This is a genomic window from Paenibacillus sp. FSL L8-0340 (genome assembly GCF_038593145.1).
Classification (GTDB): domain Bacteria; phylum Bacillota; class Bacilli; order Paenibacillales; family Paenibacillaceae; genus Paenibacillus_AQ.
In genome coordinates, this window is record NZ_CP151967.1 from 6,186,198 (window position 1) to 6,206,126 (window position 19,929).

General features: G+C 54.5%; 16 protein-coding genes and 1 riboswitch. Of the genes, 1 reads left to right on the top strand and 15 read right to left on the bottom strand.

Translation table 11 applies throughout. The features are described from left to right. Window positions 1-18 precede the first annotated feature (18 nt). From NST07_RS28360 to NST07_RS28405, 10 genes are all read right to left on the bottom strand, one after another. Complete coding sequence (locus tag NST07_RS28360) at window positions 19-1,452, bottom strand: hypothetical protein (protein ID WP_341095995.1); 1,434 nt, start codon at window positions 1,450-1,452, stop codon at window positions 19-21. Between the two features lie 9 nt (window positions 1,453-1,461). Further along, window positions 1,462-3,360, bottom strand: coding sequence for an LTA synthase family protein (locus NST07_RS28365; protein WP_341095997.1), 1,899 nt, complete (start codon window positions 3,358-3,360; stop codon window positions 1,462-1,464). 160 nt (window positions 3,361-3,520) lie between these two features. Then, the gene (locus tag NST07_RS28370) at window positions 3,521-4,702 is read right to left on the bottom strand and encodes a hypothetical protein (RefSeq protein ID WP_342480603.1); all 1,182 of its coding nucleotides are present in this window, start codon (window positions 4,700-4,702) and stop codon (window positions 3,521-3,523) included. After that, entirely contained in the window at window positions 4,702-5,283 is a 582-nt protein-coding gene (locus tag NST07_RS28375) for an RNA polymerase sigma factor (RefSeq protein WP_342480604.1), read from the bottom strand. The genes NST07_RS28370 and NST07_RS28375 overlap by 1 nt, the downstream gene beginning before the upstream one ends. 198 nt (window positions 5,284-5,481) lie before the next feature. Then, entirely contained in the window at window positions 5,482-6,819 is a 1,338-nt protein-coding gene (locus tag NST07_RS28380; protein WP_342480605.1) for a 5'-deoxyadenosine deaminase, read from the bottom strand. A 64-nt stretch (window positions 6,820-6,883) separates the two neighbouring features. Further along, a riboswitch (purine riboswitch) is annotated at window positions 6,884-6,982 on the bottom strand. A gap of 168 nt (window positions 6,983-7,150) precedes the next feature. Beyond that, window positions 7,151-7,690, bottom strand: a complete 540-nt coding sequence (locus tag NST07_RS28385) for a GNAT family N-acetyltransferase (RefSeq protein ID WP_342480606.1) — start codon at window positions 7,688-7,690, stop codon at window positions 7,151-7,153. Window positions 7,691-7,897: 207 nt separating this feature from the next. Continuing rightward, on the bottom strand, window positions 7,898-8,338 hold the full coding sequence (locus tag NST07_RS28390; protein ID WP_341096006.1) for a hypothetical protein: 441 nt from the start codon (window positions 8,336-8,338) through the stop codon (window positions 7,898-7,900). Window positions 8,339-8,341: 3 nt separating this feature from the next. Next, window positions 8,342-8,644, bottom strand: coding sequence for a hypothetical protein (locus NST07_RS28395; RefSeq protein WP_341096007.1), 303 nt, complete (start codon window positions 8,642-8,644; stop codon window positions 8,342-8,344). Further along, window positions 8,641-8,985, bottom strand: coding sequence for a restriction endonuclease subunit S (locus NST07_RS28400; protein ID WP_341096009.1), 345 nt, complete (start codon window positions 8,983-8,985; stop codon window positions 8,641-8,643). Before NST07_RS28400 ends, NST07_RS28395 begins: the two co-directional genes overlap by 4 nt. Window positions 8,986-9,010: 25 nt before the next feature. Continuing rightward, window positions 9,011-9,298 carry a hypothetical protein gene (locus NST07_RS28405; protein ID WP_038596026.1) on the bottom strand — a complete coding sequence of 96 codons (288 nt, stop codon included), beginning with the start codon at window positions 9,296-9,298 and terminating at the stop codon, window positions 9,011-9,013. Between the two features lie 217 nt (window positions 9,299-9,515). Between NST07_RS28405 and NST07_RS28410 the strand changes: the two genes are divergently transcribed. Then, complete coding sequence (locus NST07_RS28410) at window positions 9,516-10,043, top strand: GNAT family N-acetyltransferase (protein WP_341379711.1); 528 nt, start codon at window positions 9,516-9,518, stop codon at window positions 10,041-10,043. Between the two features lie 149 nt (window positions 10,044-10,192). Here the strand turns inward: NST07_RS28410 and NST07_RS28415 are convergent, their stop codons facing one another. From NST07_RS28415 to NST07_RS28435, 5 genes are all read right to left on the bottom strand, one after another. Then, on the bottom strand, window positions 10,193-10,924 hold the full coding sequence (locus NST07_RS28415) for a sugar phosphate nucleotidyltransferase (RefSeq protein ID WP_038596028.1): 732 nt from the start codon (window positions 10,922-10,924) through the stop codon (window positions 10,193-10,195). Window positions 10,925-10,971: 47 nt separating this feature from the next. Continuing rightward, the gene (locus NST07_RS28420) at window positions 10,972-11,709 is read right to left on the bottom strand and encodes a glycosyltransferase family 2 protein (protein ID WP_341096012.1); all 738 of its coding nucleotides are present in this window, start codon (window positions 11,707-11,709) and stop codon (window positions 10,972-10,974) included. Then, on the bottom strand, window positions 11,706-12,728 hold the full coding sequence (locus tag NST07_RS28425; RefSeq protein WP_341379712.1) for a glycosyltransferase: 1,023 nt from the start codon (window positions 12,726-12,728) through the stop codon (window positions 11,706-11,708). Before NST07_RS28425 ends, NST07_RS28420 begins: the two co-directional genes overlap by 4 nt. Then, complete coding sequence (locus tag NST07_RS28430) at window positions 12,728-13,576, bottom strand: glycosyltransferase family 2 protein (protein ID WP_341096016.1); 849 nt, start codon at window positions 13,574-13,576, stop codon at window positions 12,728-12,730. The genes NST07_RS28425 and NST07_RS28430 overlap by 1 nt, the downstream gene beginning before the upstream one ends. 307 nt (window positions 13,577-13,883) lie before the next feature. Continuing rightward, window positions 13,884-19,847 (bottom strand): WIAG-tail domain, encoded by a 5,964-nt coding sequence (locus NST07_RS28435; protein ID WP_342480607.1) that lies wholly within the window; start codon window positions 19,845-19,847, stop codon window positions 13,884-13,886. Window positions 19,848-19,929: the final 82 nt, after the last annotated feature.

Consider the following 19,929-nt stretch of genomic DNA (forward strand, 5'->3'; position numbering starts at 1 on the left):
TGGGTAAGTTTTCAGCGCCTAACGTTTTTGGCCTGCAAAGTATTTTCCTGCACCTACGAGCTTATGCACCACCCAGCCCAGCATAGCTACGACCATCATATCAAAGCACACATTGAACAGGAATAAATGTTTGCCGATATCCGCACGTCCGTCGCCCAGGATCGGTACAAGGAAGGAGAACAACCCGATCAGGCCCAGCAGCATCATCAGCTCACCGGCTATCCGCCCGCGTAATTCGCGGGTACGGAAATATTCGAACAGCACTCCGCCGTAATACACCAGATAGAACAAAACGAGGAAACCGAGGGTATGCGGAATATGGTTGTTTTTAAACTGGCTCCAGGCGCTGTAAGTATAGGCGATTGCACCTGCCGGCTTATTCTCGTTCTTCTCATAGCTCCCTAGATAATAAGGACGGATAGACATGCTGTTCTCAGCAGCATATTTCATATTGTCTATCAAGCGGGAAGGATGTTTTAGATAGAAGAACAACACGTCCTTATGGGACATCCGGTCATAGAAATCCGGCGTCAGTGAAGGATCATCCTGCTTGATGGCTGTATCTCCCTGAAAATAATTCGTACCCGCCAGCACCTCCAGCCGCTCCGGCAGCCCCAGATCGCGCAAATCCCCCCGCACATCCGGCGACTCGTTCAGAACTCCGAAAAATACCGTTTGATAGAGATTGATATGCTTCAGTTCCTTGGGTGCCCCCACATACATAATGACTGACACAAGAAATACCGCTACCGCAAACCACCGGGCCAGCTTTTTCCAGCTGCCTGATCCCTTGAGTATAGCCATCCGCAGGAAGATCAGTGCAAATGCTATGCCCACCGGCGCATTCTGGATTTTGGAGCAGATCAGGAACAGCACGGCAATAAAGAACAGCGTCAACCCTTTCGCCGTAGGATGTTCCTGTCCGGCAAGTCTCAGACCCAGCGCAAATGTGAGCAGCATAAATACCATCGACACGGGTTCGCCGAACAGCGAATTGAAATAAGCCAAATATCCGATGTCATAAAAAACAAACAGCATTCCCGCACCCAGCACCAGTCCCGTAATGTAGGAACGGCCTGTGCCCAGTTTAACAATCAGCCAGGTGGCTGCCAGCAGCAGGAGAGCATAAACGGCACCCAGCAGGCGAATATCGAAATAGCTGCCGTGGAAAAGGCCGGAAATGAGCCTTGGCACCAGCACCAGCAAAATTTGCGACGAAGGATAAAACCCCCGGAACAAATTATCATAAGAAAATCTGGAATGGCTGAAGCTGAAAAAGCGGTCAGCATAACCTTCCACAGCCTCATAGTAATTCAAGCCGATCGTATTCATCATACGCAGAAAGTCACCATTATCGGCAACTCCGACGAACGGCTTCAGGAACAGCAGATAAATAATCAGCCCGCCCCCGGCAAGAGCCGCAAGTACCTCTGCCTTTAATAGTCTTTTCATAGTCTCCCCCTAGCGCTGCGGAAGCAGCTTCACATATTCATCAGACAGGCCCATCAGCTTCAGGATATAGTCATAGTCTTGTTTGTATGGACTGAAATCCTTCACAGGCTCCAGCGTTTCCAGCGAAACAGCTTCACCGTCTTCGAAGCCTTTACCCGGCACGAACATAATTTCATCGTTAAAAAAGGAACCCGTGGGGAGATAGTAACGCATGCCCACTACATTGTGGTCAACATTAAGCAGATCCTGCCCGAACGCCGTATAACCTTCTTCTTTCAGCGGAATCCCCAGCAAATTGGCCAGAGTCGGAACGAAATCCATTTGGCCTCCGGTCCGGTCCACGACCCGCCCCTGCTCCATGCCCGGAACATGAATAATAAGCGGGATATTGAATCGGCTGACCCGCGAATCATATTTCGTTCCCAGCGCAGCTTCCACCTGCTCCGGCGGCACATCCTTAGGCTGCAGTCCAAAGTGATCGCCGTACAGCATCAGCACGGTGTTCTCCCACAGCCCGTTTTGCTTCAGTCCTTCAATCAGCGTCCCGATGGCATAGTCAGTGTAGTTGATTGCCGTTAAATAATCACCGAGCATGGTATCCTGCAAATCCTCCGGCAGCGTTATTCTTTTGGCAGCATCAGGGATCTTGAACGGGTGGTGGCTGGAGGCGGTTACCAGCTGAGCATAAAAGGGTGTCCCTTTCTGCTGCAGCTTCACCAGTTCATCAACTGCTGTAATATACAGCTGCTCATCGGAAGCGCCGAAAGCATTGAAATGATCATTGGTATAATAGCCCTTATCATAATAGCCGTTAAAGCCCAGCGCCGGATACAGCTGATTGCGGTTCCAGAACCCCACCTTGTTCACATGAAAGGTGTAAGCTTCGTAGCCTTTATCCCGTAAAAGACGGGGCAGACTTGGCAGCTCCCGGTCTCCGAAGCCCGTTGACATCGCAAGCGTGCCTATCGGATAGATCGAGGTATTGCTCATAAATTCAGCATCCGAGGTATTGCCCGGACCAATCTGCTGATAGACATGCGGAAAATAAAAGCCCTCTCCGGCTAAGCGGTTCAGCACCGGCGTTAATTCCTGACCGTCCAGCGACTGATGCAGCGGAAAATTCTGAAAGGCTTCCATCTGGATGACAATTACATTTTTGCCCTTTTGCGAGCCGAACAAATCCGGCACCGCCCCCGGGGCCTTATCACTGTATGGATAAGAAGACTGAAGTTCCGTTACTTTGGCAATCGTATCCTTGATATCTCCGGTTCCAATCAGGCCATTATCCTCCTGGGCTTTGATCGCAGCCACCACTTCGTAATTCAGAAATCCGGCGCTCTCCGCCTGAACCAGCTCATTGGTGATTCCCTTTGCCGCATGTACGGAGTAGACCGACAGCGAAGCGCCGCCTATAATCGCGGCGAGAATGACGATCAGTTGGGCTCTCCGCCCACGGGGAGACCGCCAGCTCCGCACCGGGTAAGCTGTACCTCTCCGCCATCTGCGGGTCAAGGCGTACAGAATCATGATTACAATATCGGCAAAAAACAGGTAATCAATGTACTCGATGGTCGATTCCACGCTCTCTTTTACCTCAAAAACCTGATTCAGCTCATAGAAAGCCAAATAGGTCGGAACCGACCCGAAATGGTTAAAATAGACACTGGACGCAAACAGCAGCAGCGACAATATTCCGTTAAAGCTCCAGTAGACCGCCGTCTTCATCCGTCCCGGTACAATCAGCGCCAGAATCCCCATAATCAGCAGAACCGGAGCAATATCCGCCGCAATCCATTCCCAGGAAATCCGGTCGAAAAACAGTATTCTCAGCAGCAGCAGCTTCAGCCAGATCAGTCCGGCCACAATAAAGAAATGGGCATGCACCAGCCCAACTTTGTTCTCGCTCATTAGTTCTCCTTATTCATCTTTAATCTCTTTTGTAAATTCCACTCTTATTTTCAGTAAAATATCAGATTTCTCTAGTATAGCAATACTTGTTATGTATATCAAAGAGGGATGCGGCCTCATGCAGGCACACATCCCTCTTAAAATACATTAACAACCCCCCTTAATATGGAGTCGCTTCACGCCATATACCTAATCCGTAAATGACCCCTTCAAGATTATAGGTGGCCTCGATTGCCGGTGCCGTTCCCCCACTCTCAAAGGTAACGGTTCCTGGCCTCGACTGATTCTTGACCAGCGTGTAGTCCTCCAGCCGAATGCCGAATATTCCATCTGCAACAGCTGCCGCCGCGCTCTGCAGCTTGGCATTCTCCATATCCAGCAGCTTCTGGTCCTGTTCGGTACGCTGCTCAGGACTAGCCGGATCGGCTGGGGCCAGTGACAGATCGGTAACCTCCAGGACCGCATGAGTAACATAATTCATCTTTACAAACGAAGATGCGGATGCATCCGGTCCATAAAACAAAGTGATTTCCCCATCCATTCCCCCTCCCGTGTTACGGGCTGCTTTATTCAGCTTAACCGTGCCACTTCTTAAATTGCTCATCGCATTCAGCCCGGTCTGCTTCAAGTCTTCCCCTATCTCCTCCTGACCCACCTCAAAGTAAGCCCCGACATATTTCCCGTTCACATAACCAATCTCCGCTTCTCCCGAGAACAGGTTCTCGCTCACCTGTGCGGCCTGATTGGGAACACGCCCGTAATCCACAAGCCGTGTCAACCTATCCGCTTTGAACTCTCCCTTATATCCAAGCTCCCGCAGCTTCTCCTTGGCCTTGCCCAGAATATCGTCATCAATTTCTTCAGGACCGAATATAGCGCTCATATGGTACATCATCACTTTCCCCGTCTCCGTGCTGACCCAGACATATGCATAATTTTCGCCGTTTCTAAAAACAACCCGGACCTGATCCGCTCCCGCCTGAGGTTCTATGCTTTGAAAGAGCAGCTTCTTGCCGAGCTGCTCCTGCATCGTCTTCTCTGCCGTCTTGATCATCCCGGCCTCCGTAACGTCGGCGGTTTCTTCATGCTGATAGGAAGGACCGGCGGTGTTTCCTTCGCCAAAAGGTCCGGTTCCCAGGTAAAACACCCCTGCTCCCACAAGCAGCAGAACTCCGGCAGCCGCGGCTATGCCCGCGCGGAATTTAAATCCTTTCCGTTCCTGGTGCGGCTCGCCTTCCTTCACCCGGCGCATAACCTTATCCGCATGCACATCCGTAAATTTCACCTCTTCGAATGGCCCTGTTTTGGCCCGTTCATACCACTCAGGCTTCCGTTCCCGCATCACTCCAACCCCCTTATACTTTCCTGGACCTTACGCCGCGCACGGTGCAGTCTGGATTTGACGGTTCCCGGAGATAACCGGGTCAGCCCGGCAATTTCTTTTACCGACAGCTCCGCTCTTAAATCGAGCACCAGCACTTCACGGAATTTATCCGGCAGCTTCATAATAATGCTCCAAATGTCGTCGATTTGGCGGTTGCCGAGATACTCCATCTCCGCCGAGCGGGTAATGCCGGTCTGTTCCAGCACGAACCCTTCATTGCCGGAGCCGGAAGGACTCAGGGTTTGAACTCCGCCCCACAGGCCTGATCGGAAGAAACGTGACTTGCGGTAGGAAAACACCGTATTACGCGCAATCGTGAACAGCCACGCCTTCAGCGTGGAAGTTCCCCGGTAGGTCCCGATCCGGTAATAGCATTTGACGAATACCTCCTGCGCCAGATCATCCGCCTGTTCGGAATTGCCGGTGAGGTAATAGATATAATGCCAGATATCCTCGCCATACAGGCTCATGATTCGCCTCAGCTGTTCTTCATCCATTGTTTCTGCAGCTTTAAGATTATCGAGTTCCAATACATTCACCTCACTACATATGACCTCACTGCCAGCTAACGGGTTCCCGTTTGGCAAAATTTCTTTATGGATGCAGCAAAAAAACGGAAGGCCGCAGCCTCCCGCCAAATGATAGGATGGATCAAACATTGTAATAAGTGCCGATTCTCAAATTAATGAACATTCTTCCATAAATTATAACGTTTTCCGATTCAAACGGTCAATGCTTCAGCCTAGCGGAGAGTGCGCCAGCAGTCTTTGAATAGAACGGTTGGCCTCATGCAGCACAACCTCTTTATCGACCGTCTTCAACAGACCCTGATCCATCACGATTTCACCGTCGATGATTGTTGTCTCCACATCTGCCCGGGTGGCGCAATAGACAATGCGGGAAATCGGGTCTACATCAAAGGAGGGGAAGGTATGAAAATTGTAGAGGTTGAGAATCGCCAGATCGGCTTTTTTGCCTACCTCAATGCTGCCGATCTTGTCTTCCATGCCTACCGCCTTGGCCCCGCCGATGGTCGCCATCCGAAAGACACTTCTGGCATCCATCGTGGTCGGCCCATGCTGCGGTTTCTGGATGATTGCAGCGAGCCGCATCTCATTGAACATATCCAGGTTATTGTTGCAGGGCGCACCATCTGCACCGAGACTGAGATGGATGTGGGTCTCCAGCATCCCCGGTGTATCGGCAATCCCGGAGGCCAGCTTCAGATTGGAGCCCGGACAGTGGCTGACATGTACCCCGCGGTCCCGCAGAATCATTTTCTCCTCGTCATCCAGCCATACACAATGCGCGAGAATCAAGCGGTCATTCGCCAGCCCCAAATGATCAAGGTAGACGACATTGCGCATGCCGGTCATCGCCTGAACAATCTCGATCTCTCCCAAATTCTCCGAAGCATGGGTATGCACCTTAACTCCATAGCGGGCTGACAGATCCCGCACTTCCTTCAGCAGCGGCTCCGTGCAGGAGATGACAAAACGCGGCGAGAAGGCGTACTGGATCCGGCCCCCGCCATACCCATGCCATTTCTCCAGCAAATCCACGCTCTCCTGTATAGAGGCAGCCGTCTCCTCCTGCAGGGCTGCCGGAACCTCGTCATTCTTCTGATCCATCATCACCTTGCCGGACAGGGCGCGTATGCCGCTCTTGGCAATGGCCTGGAAAGCATAGTCTGTATGGTTCACCGTCTCCATATCCACAATGGTCGTTGTGCCGCTGGAAATCAGCTCTCCTATGCCCAGCATGGCGGAGTAATAGAGTGATTCCTCATCATGCGCCGCTTCCAGCGGCCAGATCCGCTTGCGCAGCCAATCCATCAGCTCCAGATCATCGGCCTTGCCGCGGAAGAGCGTCTGGCATAGATGAATATGCGTCTGTACAAAACCGGGAATGACCGTACGGTTCTTCGCTTCAATGACCCGTTCACCGTCCTGCGGCTGCAGCCCGCTGCCGATTTCCACAATCAGGCTGTCCTTAATGCGGATGTCCCCGTAAAGAATCTCCTCCTGCTTGTTCATCGTAATAATCTCCGCATGTTTGATCAGTATGTTCGCCATGGTCCGATTCCCCCTTGTCAGATAACAGTTAGCTGTCGCAAATAACACAAAAAGGCCACAAAAATATGCCGCAGCATATTTTCGTAGCCAGAAATTTACGGTTCCCGGTAGAGACCCTTAAACCAATTATTAAGGATATACGAAAGAAAAGACTATTCAATTGCTTTCTGAATAGTCTCATCATAAAGTAAGGATAAGTTTGTTGTCAACTTAAGTTACATATAAATGTATAAATTCTTAAAAAAATGATGAAAAACTCCTAAAAAGGTTAGATCAACCGTTTTTAATGTTAACTAACATTACATAAAATACGTTTTTGCAGGAAATATTCCTAGGCTTGTCCGTCCAGTTTCGCCGCGCCTTCCAGCACCTTCTCAAATACCGGAAAATTCGCTGTGCGGCCGGGGAAGGAGACTTCACCCCTGCGCTCATAGCCAAGTCTGGGATATAAGCTAAGCGCTTTGGTATTCTTCATATATGTATCCAGCCGGATGCTGCTGTATCCGCAGTTCACAGCATGCTCCTCGGCAAAAGCGGTCAGCTTGCGCGCGATGCCCTTGCCCTGCACCTCCGGATGAACAGCCAGGCGATGCATGATTAAATGCCGTCCCTGCTCCTGCGACCAGCGAATCTCCCCGTACTGCTCCGCCTGATTCTCGTCCAATACAATAATACCCGCAATGGCTTCATTGTCGATATAGACATACAGTGTGCCGCGCTCGATATCCAGACCGATAATTTCCCGGCTAGGGTAGCTCTCATCCCATTGGTCGCTTCCGCCGGCCTGCATAACCTGTACACATTTGGCAATCAGCTCCATAATTTCCCCGATTTCTTCCCTCAGCGCTTTCCGAATCTTATTACCGCTCATGTGTACCCTCCACTTTTCCATCGACATTTGAATCCGGCAAGGATTCTGTAAAGAAGTCTATCATAACCGGAAGCACAATCAATAGACCAGAGCTTTCCAACTGTTCCAGAGCGGGCGGATCAGAGGGAAGCGGCCTATAGAGGAGTAGCGGCGGTTTAACCTTCACCAGCCCTCTAATTGGCCCCTTACCCTTTGGCCTTGGATGTCTCAGCCCAGCTCCAGCTTATGCCCGTCCTCGAAGCCCTTGGCGAAACCGGCGTCGAACCCCACGTTGTATGCTTCGGTGTAGCCCTGCTGAAAGGCGTCTCCCGGCGGCGTTTCCGGAGGGACGCCAAGATCCGGGGGGAGCTGCACTACCTGAGGCGCCGGAGGAGCTTCAACCACTGGGACCACCTGAACGGGTACCATATGCACTGGCGGCTGCACTACCGGCTGAACTATCGGCTGCACAGACGGATGCACTACCTGAATTTTCTGCACAATCCGGCGGCGTTGTCTTTTCTTCTTGCGCACCAACAGACCTTTTTTGGGCCTGCCATAACGAACTCTGCGGCTGCGGCCTCTGCCGATCCTGGCCTTCCGGGATAGCAACAATGTTCGTCTGCGGGTTCCCCTGCCTGAACGCTTGATAGCTTTCTTCCTCTTCATTCTTTACTCCTCCTGTACTCCATGCACTCTGGAGGTTCCTCCTGCACATGTCTTGCTAAGCCATGGCGCAGCAGGAATCCCCCGTTTGGGCTGATGCAGCGAAATACCGGTCATCATCCGGCACATGGCGCTTTGGTACTGGCTTAGGATTCTGATATTGTCACTTAGCTTGCGGGCTGTCAGCTCCGATTGCCCCGTTATTTCGGCGATGCTCTCCAAGATCGCGGCGAGTGCGGCCTGGCTGCGGGCAATGGAGCGGATCATCTCCAGCTTGACGGCGTGTTCGGAGAGAAGCCCGCCGCTCATTTGTCGTCGTCCCCGAAATTAAAGCCTTCACCGGACATGCCGCCAAAGCCTTCGCCGCCGCCTTCTTCCTCACCGCTGCCCAGCACTGCCTTTAAATTGCTGTACAACCCATTCTCCAATTTCGTCAGCCCTTCCACCATTTCCACGATCACTTCATGAATGGATAGGGATTGCTTCAACTGCTCTTCATGGGTATCGAACGCTCTAGCGTGGATATGATGCTGCGTCCACTGCTTCACCTTTTCCGCTTCCACCGCTTTGGCTTCAAGAATCATCGCGATGTTCCACTGGATAGTAGCGGTCGACTCCAGCATTTGCAGATAAGCCTTTTCTCTGCTCATCTTCCGCCTCCTGCTCTTTTAATCGCTACTCTTCTTCCTGACCGTTTAATTCCTTGATGACTCTGCCTACCCCTTCAGCCATCGCTTCTTCCAGATCGGCTATCGCGTTCAAGTAAGCAATAATATTCTTGTTAACCTGACCGTGGCTTTCTACCAGCCCGCTGAATCCGCCAAAATCAGGCTCCGCATCCGGCAGATCATGGACTATTTGCGACATACGGACGGCAACGTGGCGTTCGGCGTCAAGAATCCGCGCCATCTGTTCGTGCGTATGGGCCATGTGCTGCAGCACTTTTGTTATTTTATTCTGCACCTTCATGTCTCCTTTGCTCAAACGCCCTGCTACAGCATATGCGGCAAGCGCCTTGACGGTGCGGAGAACTGGTGTAACTTTGGCGCGGCCCGAAGACTTTTGCTGAGAATAGGCGGAGATTGACAGCTGCGGAAAGTCAGATTATTCTGAGAATGAAATTGAATTTTTCACCATACATAGATTAGAAATCAGTTCCTGACCGGATTGGAGGTAATGTATGAAACTCGCAGGCAACCACCTGGATTTGCAGCCTTTAACCGCAGCGGAGCTCTCGCTCGCCACAGAGAATTATGCCGGGCTGAAGCAGGCTCTTGGCCTGAACGCTGGCGGCGCCTCTTTGGACGAGGAAATGCAGTATGCTATGCGGATCAGGCATTCCAGAGTGCAGCAGGATGAGGAAAATTACCTCTGGCTGACTAACTGGGCCATTATTCAGCGCAGGCACCAGCAGATTATCGGGTATATCATCCTGAAAGGCTGTCCGAATGAACAAGGCGAGGTCATTATAGGCTACTGCATTGACGAAAGGCATTGGGGAAAAGGCTATGCTACAGAGGCAGTGCGGATTATCAGCGAATGGATCTTCAGCGATCCCAGGGCGCAATGGATTATTGCCGATACCGAAAAGGATAACTGGGCTTCCCACAAAGTCCTGGAGCATCTGGGCGCGCATATGTACCGTGACACGGGCGATTTGTTCTGGTGGAGAATTGCGCGGCCGGCTCATACTGTATCTTCCAATTAATAATCTGCAGCCAAACCTTCATTTCTTGTACAAGTGGAAACGGCTTTGCCGTCCTTTTTAAGGACGGTACTGTTTCAGCGAGAAATAGAAGGATAAGTTATCGTGTGAAATATATAAATTCTTATATTTCAATGAAAAACACGCCGCCCTTAAGGCAGCGTGTCTTTCAGCTTCTCGCCCGCTTCACGCAGCGACTGGAATGTTCCCGCATCACTCCACCATTCCTTAAGCACATCATAGCTGAGCATGCGGTCGGCAGCGTAAATGTTGTTCACATCGGTAATTTCCAGCTCCCCCCTTTGGGAAGGGGACACGCGGCGGATAATATCGAACACGGCCTCATCGTACATATAAATGCCGGTTACACAATAGTTGGTCTTTGGGATCTCCGGCTTCTCTTCGATGTACGCAATCAATGTTGAATCCTCGCCGTCAAACACCGGAACGCCGTATCTCCGCGCATCCTCCACCGGCTTCAGCAGCACTTTCGCCGTGCCTTCGGGCTGCTGAAGATAGCTCTGCACGTAAGGCGTCAGATCATCCATAAAAAGATTGTCACCCAGCAGCACGATAAACCTTTCGCCCGGAAGAATAAACCCCTCCGCCAGCTCCAGCGCTTCCGCGATGCCTCCTGCGGCTTCCTGAATTTTGTAAGTCAGTGATACGCCAAATTCCGCACCGCTGCCCAAAAAATCGGTATACTGCCCCGCAGACTGCTTGCTGATGACCAGGAGAATATCGGTTATACCCCCCCGGCGCAACCGGTCTATACCGTAACACACCATAGGATATTTGCCGACCGGAAGCAAATGTTTGTTCATAAGCCGGGTCAGCGGATAGAGTCTTGTTCCTTTTCCGCCCGCCAATATGACTCCTTTCACTTACTTTCCTCCTCTTTATCTGTGTCTTTAGTCTTCGGGTCAACATTTCAGAAGAACTGTGCCGGATCCATGTGCCATTTATCTATAAAAATCCTGCGGTTTCGCTCCACAAGCTCCTTAAGTGCAGAGGAGTATACTTCTTTGAAGCTCGCGCTTCCTTCATGATGCACCAGGCAATCCCCGGCAATCAGCAGCCGGTAGCCACGCAGCCGGGCGCGGAAGCAATAATCATCATCCTCATAATGTCCAGGTGAATACCGTTCATCCAGCAGTCCAACAGTGTCCATCAGCTCTCGTTTGAACAAAAAGCATAAGCCCACCAACCGTCTCGTCTCTATCCATTTCGAGGGATCTTGGAGGTTGGCCTGCCGGGCCTCCGCATGAAAACCCGGTATATCACTGTATGCAGTCTTGACCTGCTGCTGGCCGCTGGCATAGTTGGTCACGGGACCGGCAATACCAACATCCGGTGCACTGTATAGTGCTGCCTTAAGGTTCCGTAGCCAGCCCTGCGAGACGACAACATCATTATTCAGCAGCAGCAGCTCATCGCCTGCAGCGAGTTGCATCCCCATATTGCAGGCAACGGGAAATCCGCGGTTCTCAGGCAGGGAGATAAAGGTTAGATTATTTGTCCGGCAGTACGTATCCGTACCATCCTTCGAAGCGTTGTCGATCACAATGATTTCATAGGGCGTTTCGGTATAGGCCCGGATGGCTTCCACACAGGTCCGCAGCAGTTCAAGTCTGTTATATGTCGGAATAATGATACTGGTCATTGTCATAACCGGTTCCTCCAGGCAGCCATTTGCCGGCGCTGCTCCTGCAGGCGCTCGCCGGAGAGCACTCCGCTAGCTTCCCTGTGCGCAATAACCGCCTGCAGCGCTTCCGCATGATCGCCGATAATCAGCTGTTCCACCGCGTTGCCGGCTCCCGTATTCCCTTTGCGCAGCCGATTATGCTTGATGACATTAACCGTTCCGGCCTTCTCCACCCGCAGCCGATTCAGAATGGAGAGGGCTTGCGCTTTCGGGGGAACCATCAGTTCACGGTAACCGATGGTTTCCAGTGCACGGCGGGACAAGGCATGGGGAACAGCAGTCATGGAGCTCACCCCAAGATCACTCCGGCCTAGAACCCCGTTTAAATACAGCTTGCAGCGGGTGACATCATCACTTGCGCTAAATGGCGGCAGCAGGCCATCCAGATCATTAAGCGCAACATCAATTCCGCTGTCTACAGCTGCTGCAAAAAGGGCCAGCTGCCGGGCCGGAATGCTCATGTCTCCATCCAGAAAGAGCAGAATATTTCCCCTGCTGAGCTTGGCGCCAAGCGCACGCCCCACATCATGACCGGCCGATTCGGGGCAATGCACGACCGTTGCCCGTGTGCACATTCTGGATTGCTGAAAGCTGTTGTCACTGCAGCCGTTCAGCACCACGATGATCTCCGCCGGCTCCAGAAGCTCCACCTGCTCCAGGAGTCCGGGCAAGGTACGCGCCTCATCTCTTGCCGAGATGATGACGGACAGCAAGCCGCGCAATTTCGGAAGCATCCGCTGCGGTTTCCCGGCAGCGGATGCTTCTGCGGCCGTGCGCCGGACAGCTGAGCCGCGGGCTACGGATAATCCCGCCCCCGTAAGCCGTTCAGAAGAGCTCCCAGCCCCGAATGAACCTGCCCCTCTTTTATTAGATGCAGACTTCCTGATGCCCGGAATACCTGCTCCGCTCCGGCGGGGAGAAGTGCCGGCGGATAACGTTCTTCTCCGTTTCGAACGCAATACGGCCTTATAGCCAGTAGCCATTACCTCACCATCTCCCTTCGCCGGGTGCCGTCGCTGAATCCCGCCCTCTCCCCCTTGAGCTCGAGCAGCAGAGACACAGCATCGAGGTGATCCCTGAGAATAATCTCCTGCAAGGGGTCCCTTCCGCCGCGCTTGCGGCGGACAGCATTCAGTTTGCCAACAGGCACTTTATGCACTTCCCTTACACTCAAGCCTTCCAGCAATGCGCGGGCATAAGCCAGCGGCGGCCTTGACAATAGACCGCTCCCCAGCACATTAAGCGCCTTGCGGCTGAGCGCATGGGGAACCGCCGTCAGTGAATACCCCTTCAAGTCGGAACGTCCGAGCATAATGTTCAGTGCATACTTGGAGAGCACCACAGGATGCGGAACCCTGCTGCGGACCGGCCCGGAATAATCATTAAGCGCTACATCCGTCCCGCCGCGGATTGCACTTACGAATGGACGCAGCTGCGCGGCGGGAATGACAAGATCCCCATCTGTAAACAGCAGGACCTCCCCTTTGGCCGCATCCGCTCCGACACTTCGGCCAACATCGTGTCCAAGCGGCTGCTCGAAAGAGATGACATGGGCACCCATAGATTTCGCTATTTCCGCCGTTTTATCGGCAGAGCCATTAACAATCACAATAACCTCACAGCGCGGATGAACCCCCCTGGCTCCGGCAATCACACTGGCAATCGTCCTGGCCTCATTCATAGCCGGAATAATAACCGACACGTAAGGCTCGGGATGATTCTGTGCAGGACGTACAGCTACGGGCCGCACTGGCCGGGAGTTCCGCCGCGCTGGTCGAGCTGCCCGCCGCCCCGTGCGGCGGGCAGCTGTTCGTTTATGCTTCAAGCTCATCCACCTTCCTTGCAGGGCATACTGCCGGGCTTAGGGTTACATCACAGTCTATGTAATCCGCTTCTCCGGGTAACGGCGGGTGTCTCCCTTCACACACAAATTTGGACAGATGTCATCCATCCCGTATTCAACCGACTTTTCCGGGTGATAAACACAAGTGGAAACGGATACCGTCCTTAATAGGACGGCATCCGTTTCACCGGGAAATAGAAGGATAATTTATAGCGTGAAGCCTATAAATTCTTATATTTGAACAAGAGCGCAGCCGGCGGCTGCGCTCTTATCCGCTTTTTCAGCGGCTCTGTATTTAATCGAATACCCGGTTCTCTGGCGGCTTTGCCGGAGGCGAGCCGAGTGCAATCCAGGATAACACTCCATAGAAATGCTGGGTTTCACGCAGGCGGTTCACCAGGATTACAGCCTCTCCGCCGGCTCTTGTTTTAAGCGAGGCGTGAAAGAACGGCTGGTTTGTCATGGCCACAAGCACATAGCCGGTATGGCCAAAGCTTTCGTCGAAAGAGACAGTGACCTCCACACTCTCTGCATCGCCGTTGAACATGAACGCCGTCATTCCGAACTGCTGCAGCACCTCCCGGTTTCCGGAGCTCTGCACCGGACTGAAGGAGAGATGCTCCGCACCCACCGCGCCGCGGGCCAGATGGTCACCGGATACCGCGCCGGGAGCAATATGGTAGCCCTGCACACTTTCTTCCTCCAGATGGCGGGATTGAACGGCGAAGGAAGCAATTTTGGTTGCATCCACCGCTTCATCCTGGAGTCCGTCAGTTCCAACCGCACTCTCTGCAAGCTGCTCGGCACCAACACTGCCGGAAGCCAGTTTCGCTCCGGTAATGCTGCCGTCAGGGAGCAGGTCTGCGCTGCGGACCTCTGGAGCCAGATGCTCAAGCTTAATGGTCTCGGGAAGCAGGTGACGCTCCTCCAATACTCCGTCTGCGAGATGTTCGCCGTACACGCTCTCCTGCTGGAGATGCTGTGAACCTACCGCTCCAGCCGCCAGCTTCGCAGAGCTGACGCTGCCGTCAGGGAGCAGGTCAGTGCTGCGGACCTCTGCGGCCAGATGCTCCAGCTTGATAATCCCGGGATTCAGGTGGCGTTCCTCCACCACTTCGTCTGCAAGATGTTCGCCATACACGCTCTCCTGCTGGAGATGCTGCGAACCTACTGCTCCAGCCGCCAGCTTCGTGGAGCTGACGCTGCCATCCGGCAGCAGATCGGAGGTCAGGGTTTCCTTCGCCAGATGCTTCAGCGTAATGCTTCCAGACTGGATGTGCCGGCCGTCCACGGCTTCAACCGCAAGATGTCCGCCGTATACACTGCCCGGAGCCAGCTGGAAGGAGCCGACGGAACCTTGCGCCAGCTTTTTCCCGCCGATGCTGCCGTCAGGGAGCAGGTCAGTGCTGCGGACCGCTGCGGCCAGATGCTCCAGTTTGATAATCCCGGGATTCAAGTGGCGTTCCTCCACCACTCCGTCCGCGAGATGTTCTCCGTTCACACTCTCCTGCTGCAGATGCTGTGAACCTACCGTTCCGGCTGCCAGCTTCGCGGTGCCGATGCTGCCGTCAGGGAGCAGGTCAGCGCTGCGGACCTCTGCGGCCAAATGCTCCAGCTTGATAATCCCGGGATTCAGGTGGCGTTCCTCCACCACTTCGTCTGCAAGATGTTCGCCATACACACTCTCCTGCTGGAGATGCTGTGAACCTACCGTTCCGGCTGCCAGCTTCGCGGAGCCGATGCTGCCGTCAGGGAGCAGCTCTGCGCTGCGGACCTCTGCGGACAGATGCTCCAGCTTGATAATCCCGGAATTCAAGTGGCGTTCCTCCACCACTCCGTCCGCGAGATGTTCTCCGTTCACACTCTCCTGCTGCAGATGCTGTGAACCTACCGTTCCGGTTGCCAGCTTCGCGGAGCCGATGCTGCCGTCAGGGAGCAGATCGGAGGTCAAGGACTCCTCCGCCAGATGCTTCAGTTTGATGCTGCCGGGGCGGATGTGACGGCCGTCCACGGCTTCGCTCGCAAGATGACCGCCGTATACACTGCCCGGTGCCAGCTGGAAGGAGCCGATGGAGCCTTGCGCCAGCTTTTTCCCGCCAACGCTGCCGTCCGGCAGCAGATCTGCGCTGCGGACCTCTGCGGACAGATGATCAAGCTTGATGATCCCGGAATTCAAGTGACGGTCCTCCACTATTCCGTTCGCGAGATGTTCTCCGTGCACGCTCTCCTGCTGGAGCTGCTGCGAACCTACCGCTCCTGCCGCCAGCTTTTCTCCACCGATGCTGCCATCCTGCAGCAGATCGGAGGTCAGGGTGTCCTCCGCAAGATGCTTCAGCTTGATGCTGCCAGAGCGGATATGGCAGCTGTCCACGGCTTCCATGGCAAGATGACCGCCATATACGCTGTCTGAAGCCAGCTGGAAGGACCCGATGGAGCCTTGCGCCAGCTTTTTCCCGCTGATGCTGCCGTCCGGCAGCAGATCTGCACTGCGGACCTCTGCGGCCAGATGCTCCAGCTTGATGATCTCGGGATTCAGGTGGCGCTGCTCCACTACTCCGTCTACGAGATGTTCTCCGTGCACGCTCTTCTCCTGGAGATGCTGCGGACCTACAACTCCTGCCGCCAGCTTTTCTCCACCGATGCTGCCATCCGGAAGCAATTCTGCGCTGCGGACCTCTGCGGCCAGATGCTCCAGCTTGATGATCTCGGGATTCAAGTGACGATCCTCCACTATTCTATCCGCGAGATGTCTGCCATGAACACTCTCCTGCTGGAGATGCTGCGAACCCACCGCTCCCTTGGCCAGCTTCGCGGAGCTGACGCTGCCGCTCGGCAGCAGGTCGGAGGTCAGAGTCTCCTCCGCAAGATGCTTCAGCTTAATGCTGGCGGGGCGGATGTGCCGGCTGTCCACGGCATCAATCGCAAAATGTTCTCCATGTACGCTGCCCGGAGCCAGCTGGAAGGACCCGATGGAGTCTTCCGCCAGCTTCTCCGCGCCAATGCTGCCGTCCGGCAGCAGCTCTGCGCTGCGGACCTCTGCGGCCAGATGCCCGAGCTTGATGATCTCGGGGTTCAAGTGGCGCTCTTCCACCACTCCGTCCGCAAGATGTTCTCCATATACGCTGTCCGGAGCCAGCTGGAAGGAGCCGATCGAGCCTTCCGCCAGCTTTTCTCCGCCGATGCTGCCATCAGGCAGCAGCTCTGCGCTGCGGACCTCTGCGGCCAGATGCTCCAGCTTGATAATCTCAGGATTCAAATGGCGCTCTTCCACCACTCCGTCCGCAAGATGTTCTCCGAGTACACTCTCCTGCTGGAGATGCTTCGAACCTACCGCTCCGCCTTCCAGCTTCGCAGAACTGATGCTGCCGTCCGGCAGCAGCTCGGAGGTCAGGGTCTCCTCTGCAAGATGCTTCAGCTTGATGCTGTGAGGGCGGATGTGGCGGCTGTCTACGGCTTCGACCGCAAGATGTCCGCTATATACGCTGCTCGAAGCCAACTGGAAGGAGCCGATCGAGCCTTCCGCCAGCTTTTTCCCGCCGATGCTGCCGTCAGGGAGCAGATCAGCGCTGCGGACCTCTGCCGTCAGATGCTCCAGCTTGATGATCTCGGGATTCAAATGGCGTTCCTCCACCGCTCCGTCCGCGAGATGTTCTCCGTTCACACTTTCCGCCTGGAGATTCTCCGAACCTACCGCTCCGGCCGCCAGCTTCGCGGTGCTGACGCTGCCGTCCGGCAGCAGATCAGCGGTCAGGGTCTCCTCCGCCAGATGCTTCAGCTTGATGCTGTGAGGGCGGATGTGGCGGCTGTCCACGGCTTCGACCGCAAGATGTCCGCCATATACACTACTCGGAGCCAGCTGGAACGAACCGATCGAGCCTTCCGCCAGCTTTTCCCCGCCGATGCTGCCATCCGGGAGCAGCTCTGCGCTGCGGACCTCTTCGGCCAGGTGATTCAGGGTGATTTCTCCCTGCTTGATATGACGGCCTTCCAGTGAATCCTCCGCCACATGGCTGGTGCCAATACTGCCTGGAGACAGATGGAGGGAAGAAACGGCTCCTTCGACCAGCTTAGAACTGCTAATGCTGCCATCCTGGATTTGAATCGATGAGATGGAGCTAGGAATAATATGCCCGTTGCCAATAGACATCGGACGAATATGTGCGCCGCCGACACTTCCCGGGGCAAGATGTCTGCCTTGCACAGCCGTGTCACTGATCGACGCGGGGCTAACCGACCCTGGTGTCAAATGCTCCGCAGCCACCGATAAGGCTGCCAGCTTGGCGGAAGTAACACTGCCATCAGCCAGCTTGGTGGAGGTGACCGCCAGATCACTGAGCTTATCCGTTGAGACACTCTCCGGCGATAGCTTCAATGAAGTAACCGCATGATCCGCCAGATGATGCGGCTGTACCGCACCTGCAGCGAGATGTACTTCCTTCACCGCGCCGGAGGCAAGCTTATCGCCCGTGACCGAGCCGGACTGCAGGGCCGAATTCGTCACGCTGTTCTCACCAAGATGTCTGCGTTCTATGGCACCCGGCGCCACATGTTCAGAATCCACTACGGCATTCTGCAGTACACGGGCGCTGACACTGGCATCGGCCAGATTTTTTTCCTCCACCGTACAGAAGGCGATATGTTCACCACTCACAGCTTCACGGGCAATAGCGTTTCCGGTGACCGCACCTGCAGCCAGCTTGCCGGCATGGATGCCCCCGTCAGCCAGCTTGGCGGCGGTAATGCTTTTCGCGCGCAAATGCTCTCCGGCCACAGCTTCGCTTGCCAGCTGTTCACCGGTAACCGCACCGGATGCGAGATGAGCCGTCAGCACCGACTGGCTCTGCAGCTGCTCCGATCCGACCGATTCCTTGGCCAAGTGGGACTGATCTACAGCTTCACGCTGCAGATGGAGCGAGGTCACAGCCTGCATGGCAAGCTGCGGTCCGCGTACTGCGGATTTGGCGATATGCCGTGTAGTGACCGCTTCATCCGCCAGTTTATTCGGCAGGATGCTCTGATCGGCGATTTTGGAGGAGGTGACCGCCTGCTCCACGAGCTGTACCGTCCCTACCGCACCTTCCGCCAGCTTCACAAAAGAAATGCTGCGGTCCGCCAAATGGCGGGCGGTGATTTCCCCCTCGCCGATATGGGTGCCATTTACGCTTTCCGGACTTAGATGCTGGCTGCGTACAGCCTTCTCTCCCAGCTGCCGCGTGCCTACTGCGGCATCCGCAAGATGTCCGCTGTCAATGCTGCCGGACTGGAGCTGCTCCTTGCCGATAAGCCGGCCGGCAAGCTGCTCGGGCCCGATGGCTCCCGGCGCCAGATGTTTCGCCGTGATGACGCCTTCGCTCAGATGGCGGCCCTCAATCACAGCATCGCCCAGTTTGACTCCGCTGATTTCGCCGTCGGCGATTTTATCGCCGGATACCGCCTCATCAGCCAGTTTGGAACGGTCGATACTTCCGTTCGCCAAATGTCGGCTGACAATGGTGCTGCTTAGAATTTTTTCGCCGGTTATGGCTCCATCTTCCAGCAAGTCGGCAGTAATCAGCAGCTCGCTCAAGTGACGGCTGGCAATGGACCGGTCGGCAATTTGTTCTCCTCCGATGATCCGGTCAGCCAATTTCTCCGGGCCGATGCTTCCGTTCTTAAGCTTCTCGCCGCTGATCGAATGATCCAGCAGCTTGCCGCCGTTCACACTTCCTTCCGCCAGATGCTCGCCAGTTATCGATTCGGGGGCAATCTTCGAGGACGTTATCGCCTTGTCCGCGATATTGATGCTCTGCACCGCATAATCCTGCAGCCAGGGAGTACCGATAATCCCGAATTTCAGCTTAGAGCCGTCAATGGTGCGCGGAGCAATCTTCTGGCCGGTAACGGCCGCATCGCACAGATCATCGGTATATACGGGCTGCAGGCGCTCTTTTTCCAGAACTGGCAGAACGGGCTCGGGCGCGTGGACAACCACCTCCTCAATCTGGAGTGTTTCTTCTGCTGCCGGCACCTCCAGCAATTCTTTATCCGGGGCGGCAGGTACGGCAGGTTGTGCCGGCTCTGCAACAACTTCTACCGTGCCCACACCACTAACCTGCAGGGCCCGGTCTGGCGGATCCACCGTCTCGCTGACGGGTGTTTCAAATCCCCCTTGCACCCTTGGACTGCTTCCCAGCATACTCAGTTCTTTTTTATTGGGATTATCCACGTAATAGAGTCGCTTCTTGGAACTGTGTTGTTGATTCCTTCTGGAGCTCTTCACAAGCAGTCTCCTCCTTCCATCTGTTGTTTCTTCTAGGCATCATATGCAGTCCAGTGGGCGGATGACACCATTTGCAGCAAGG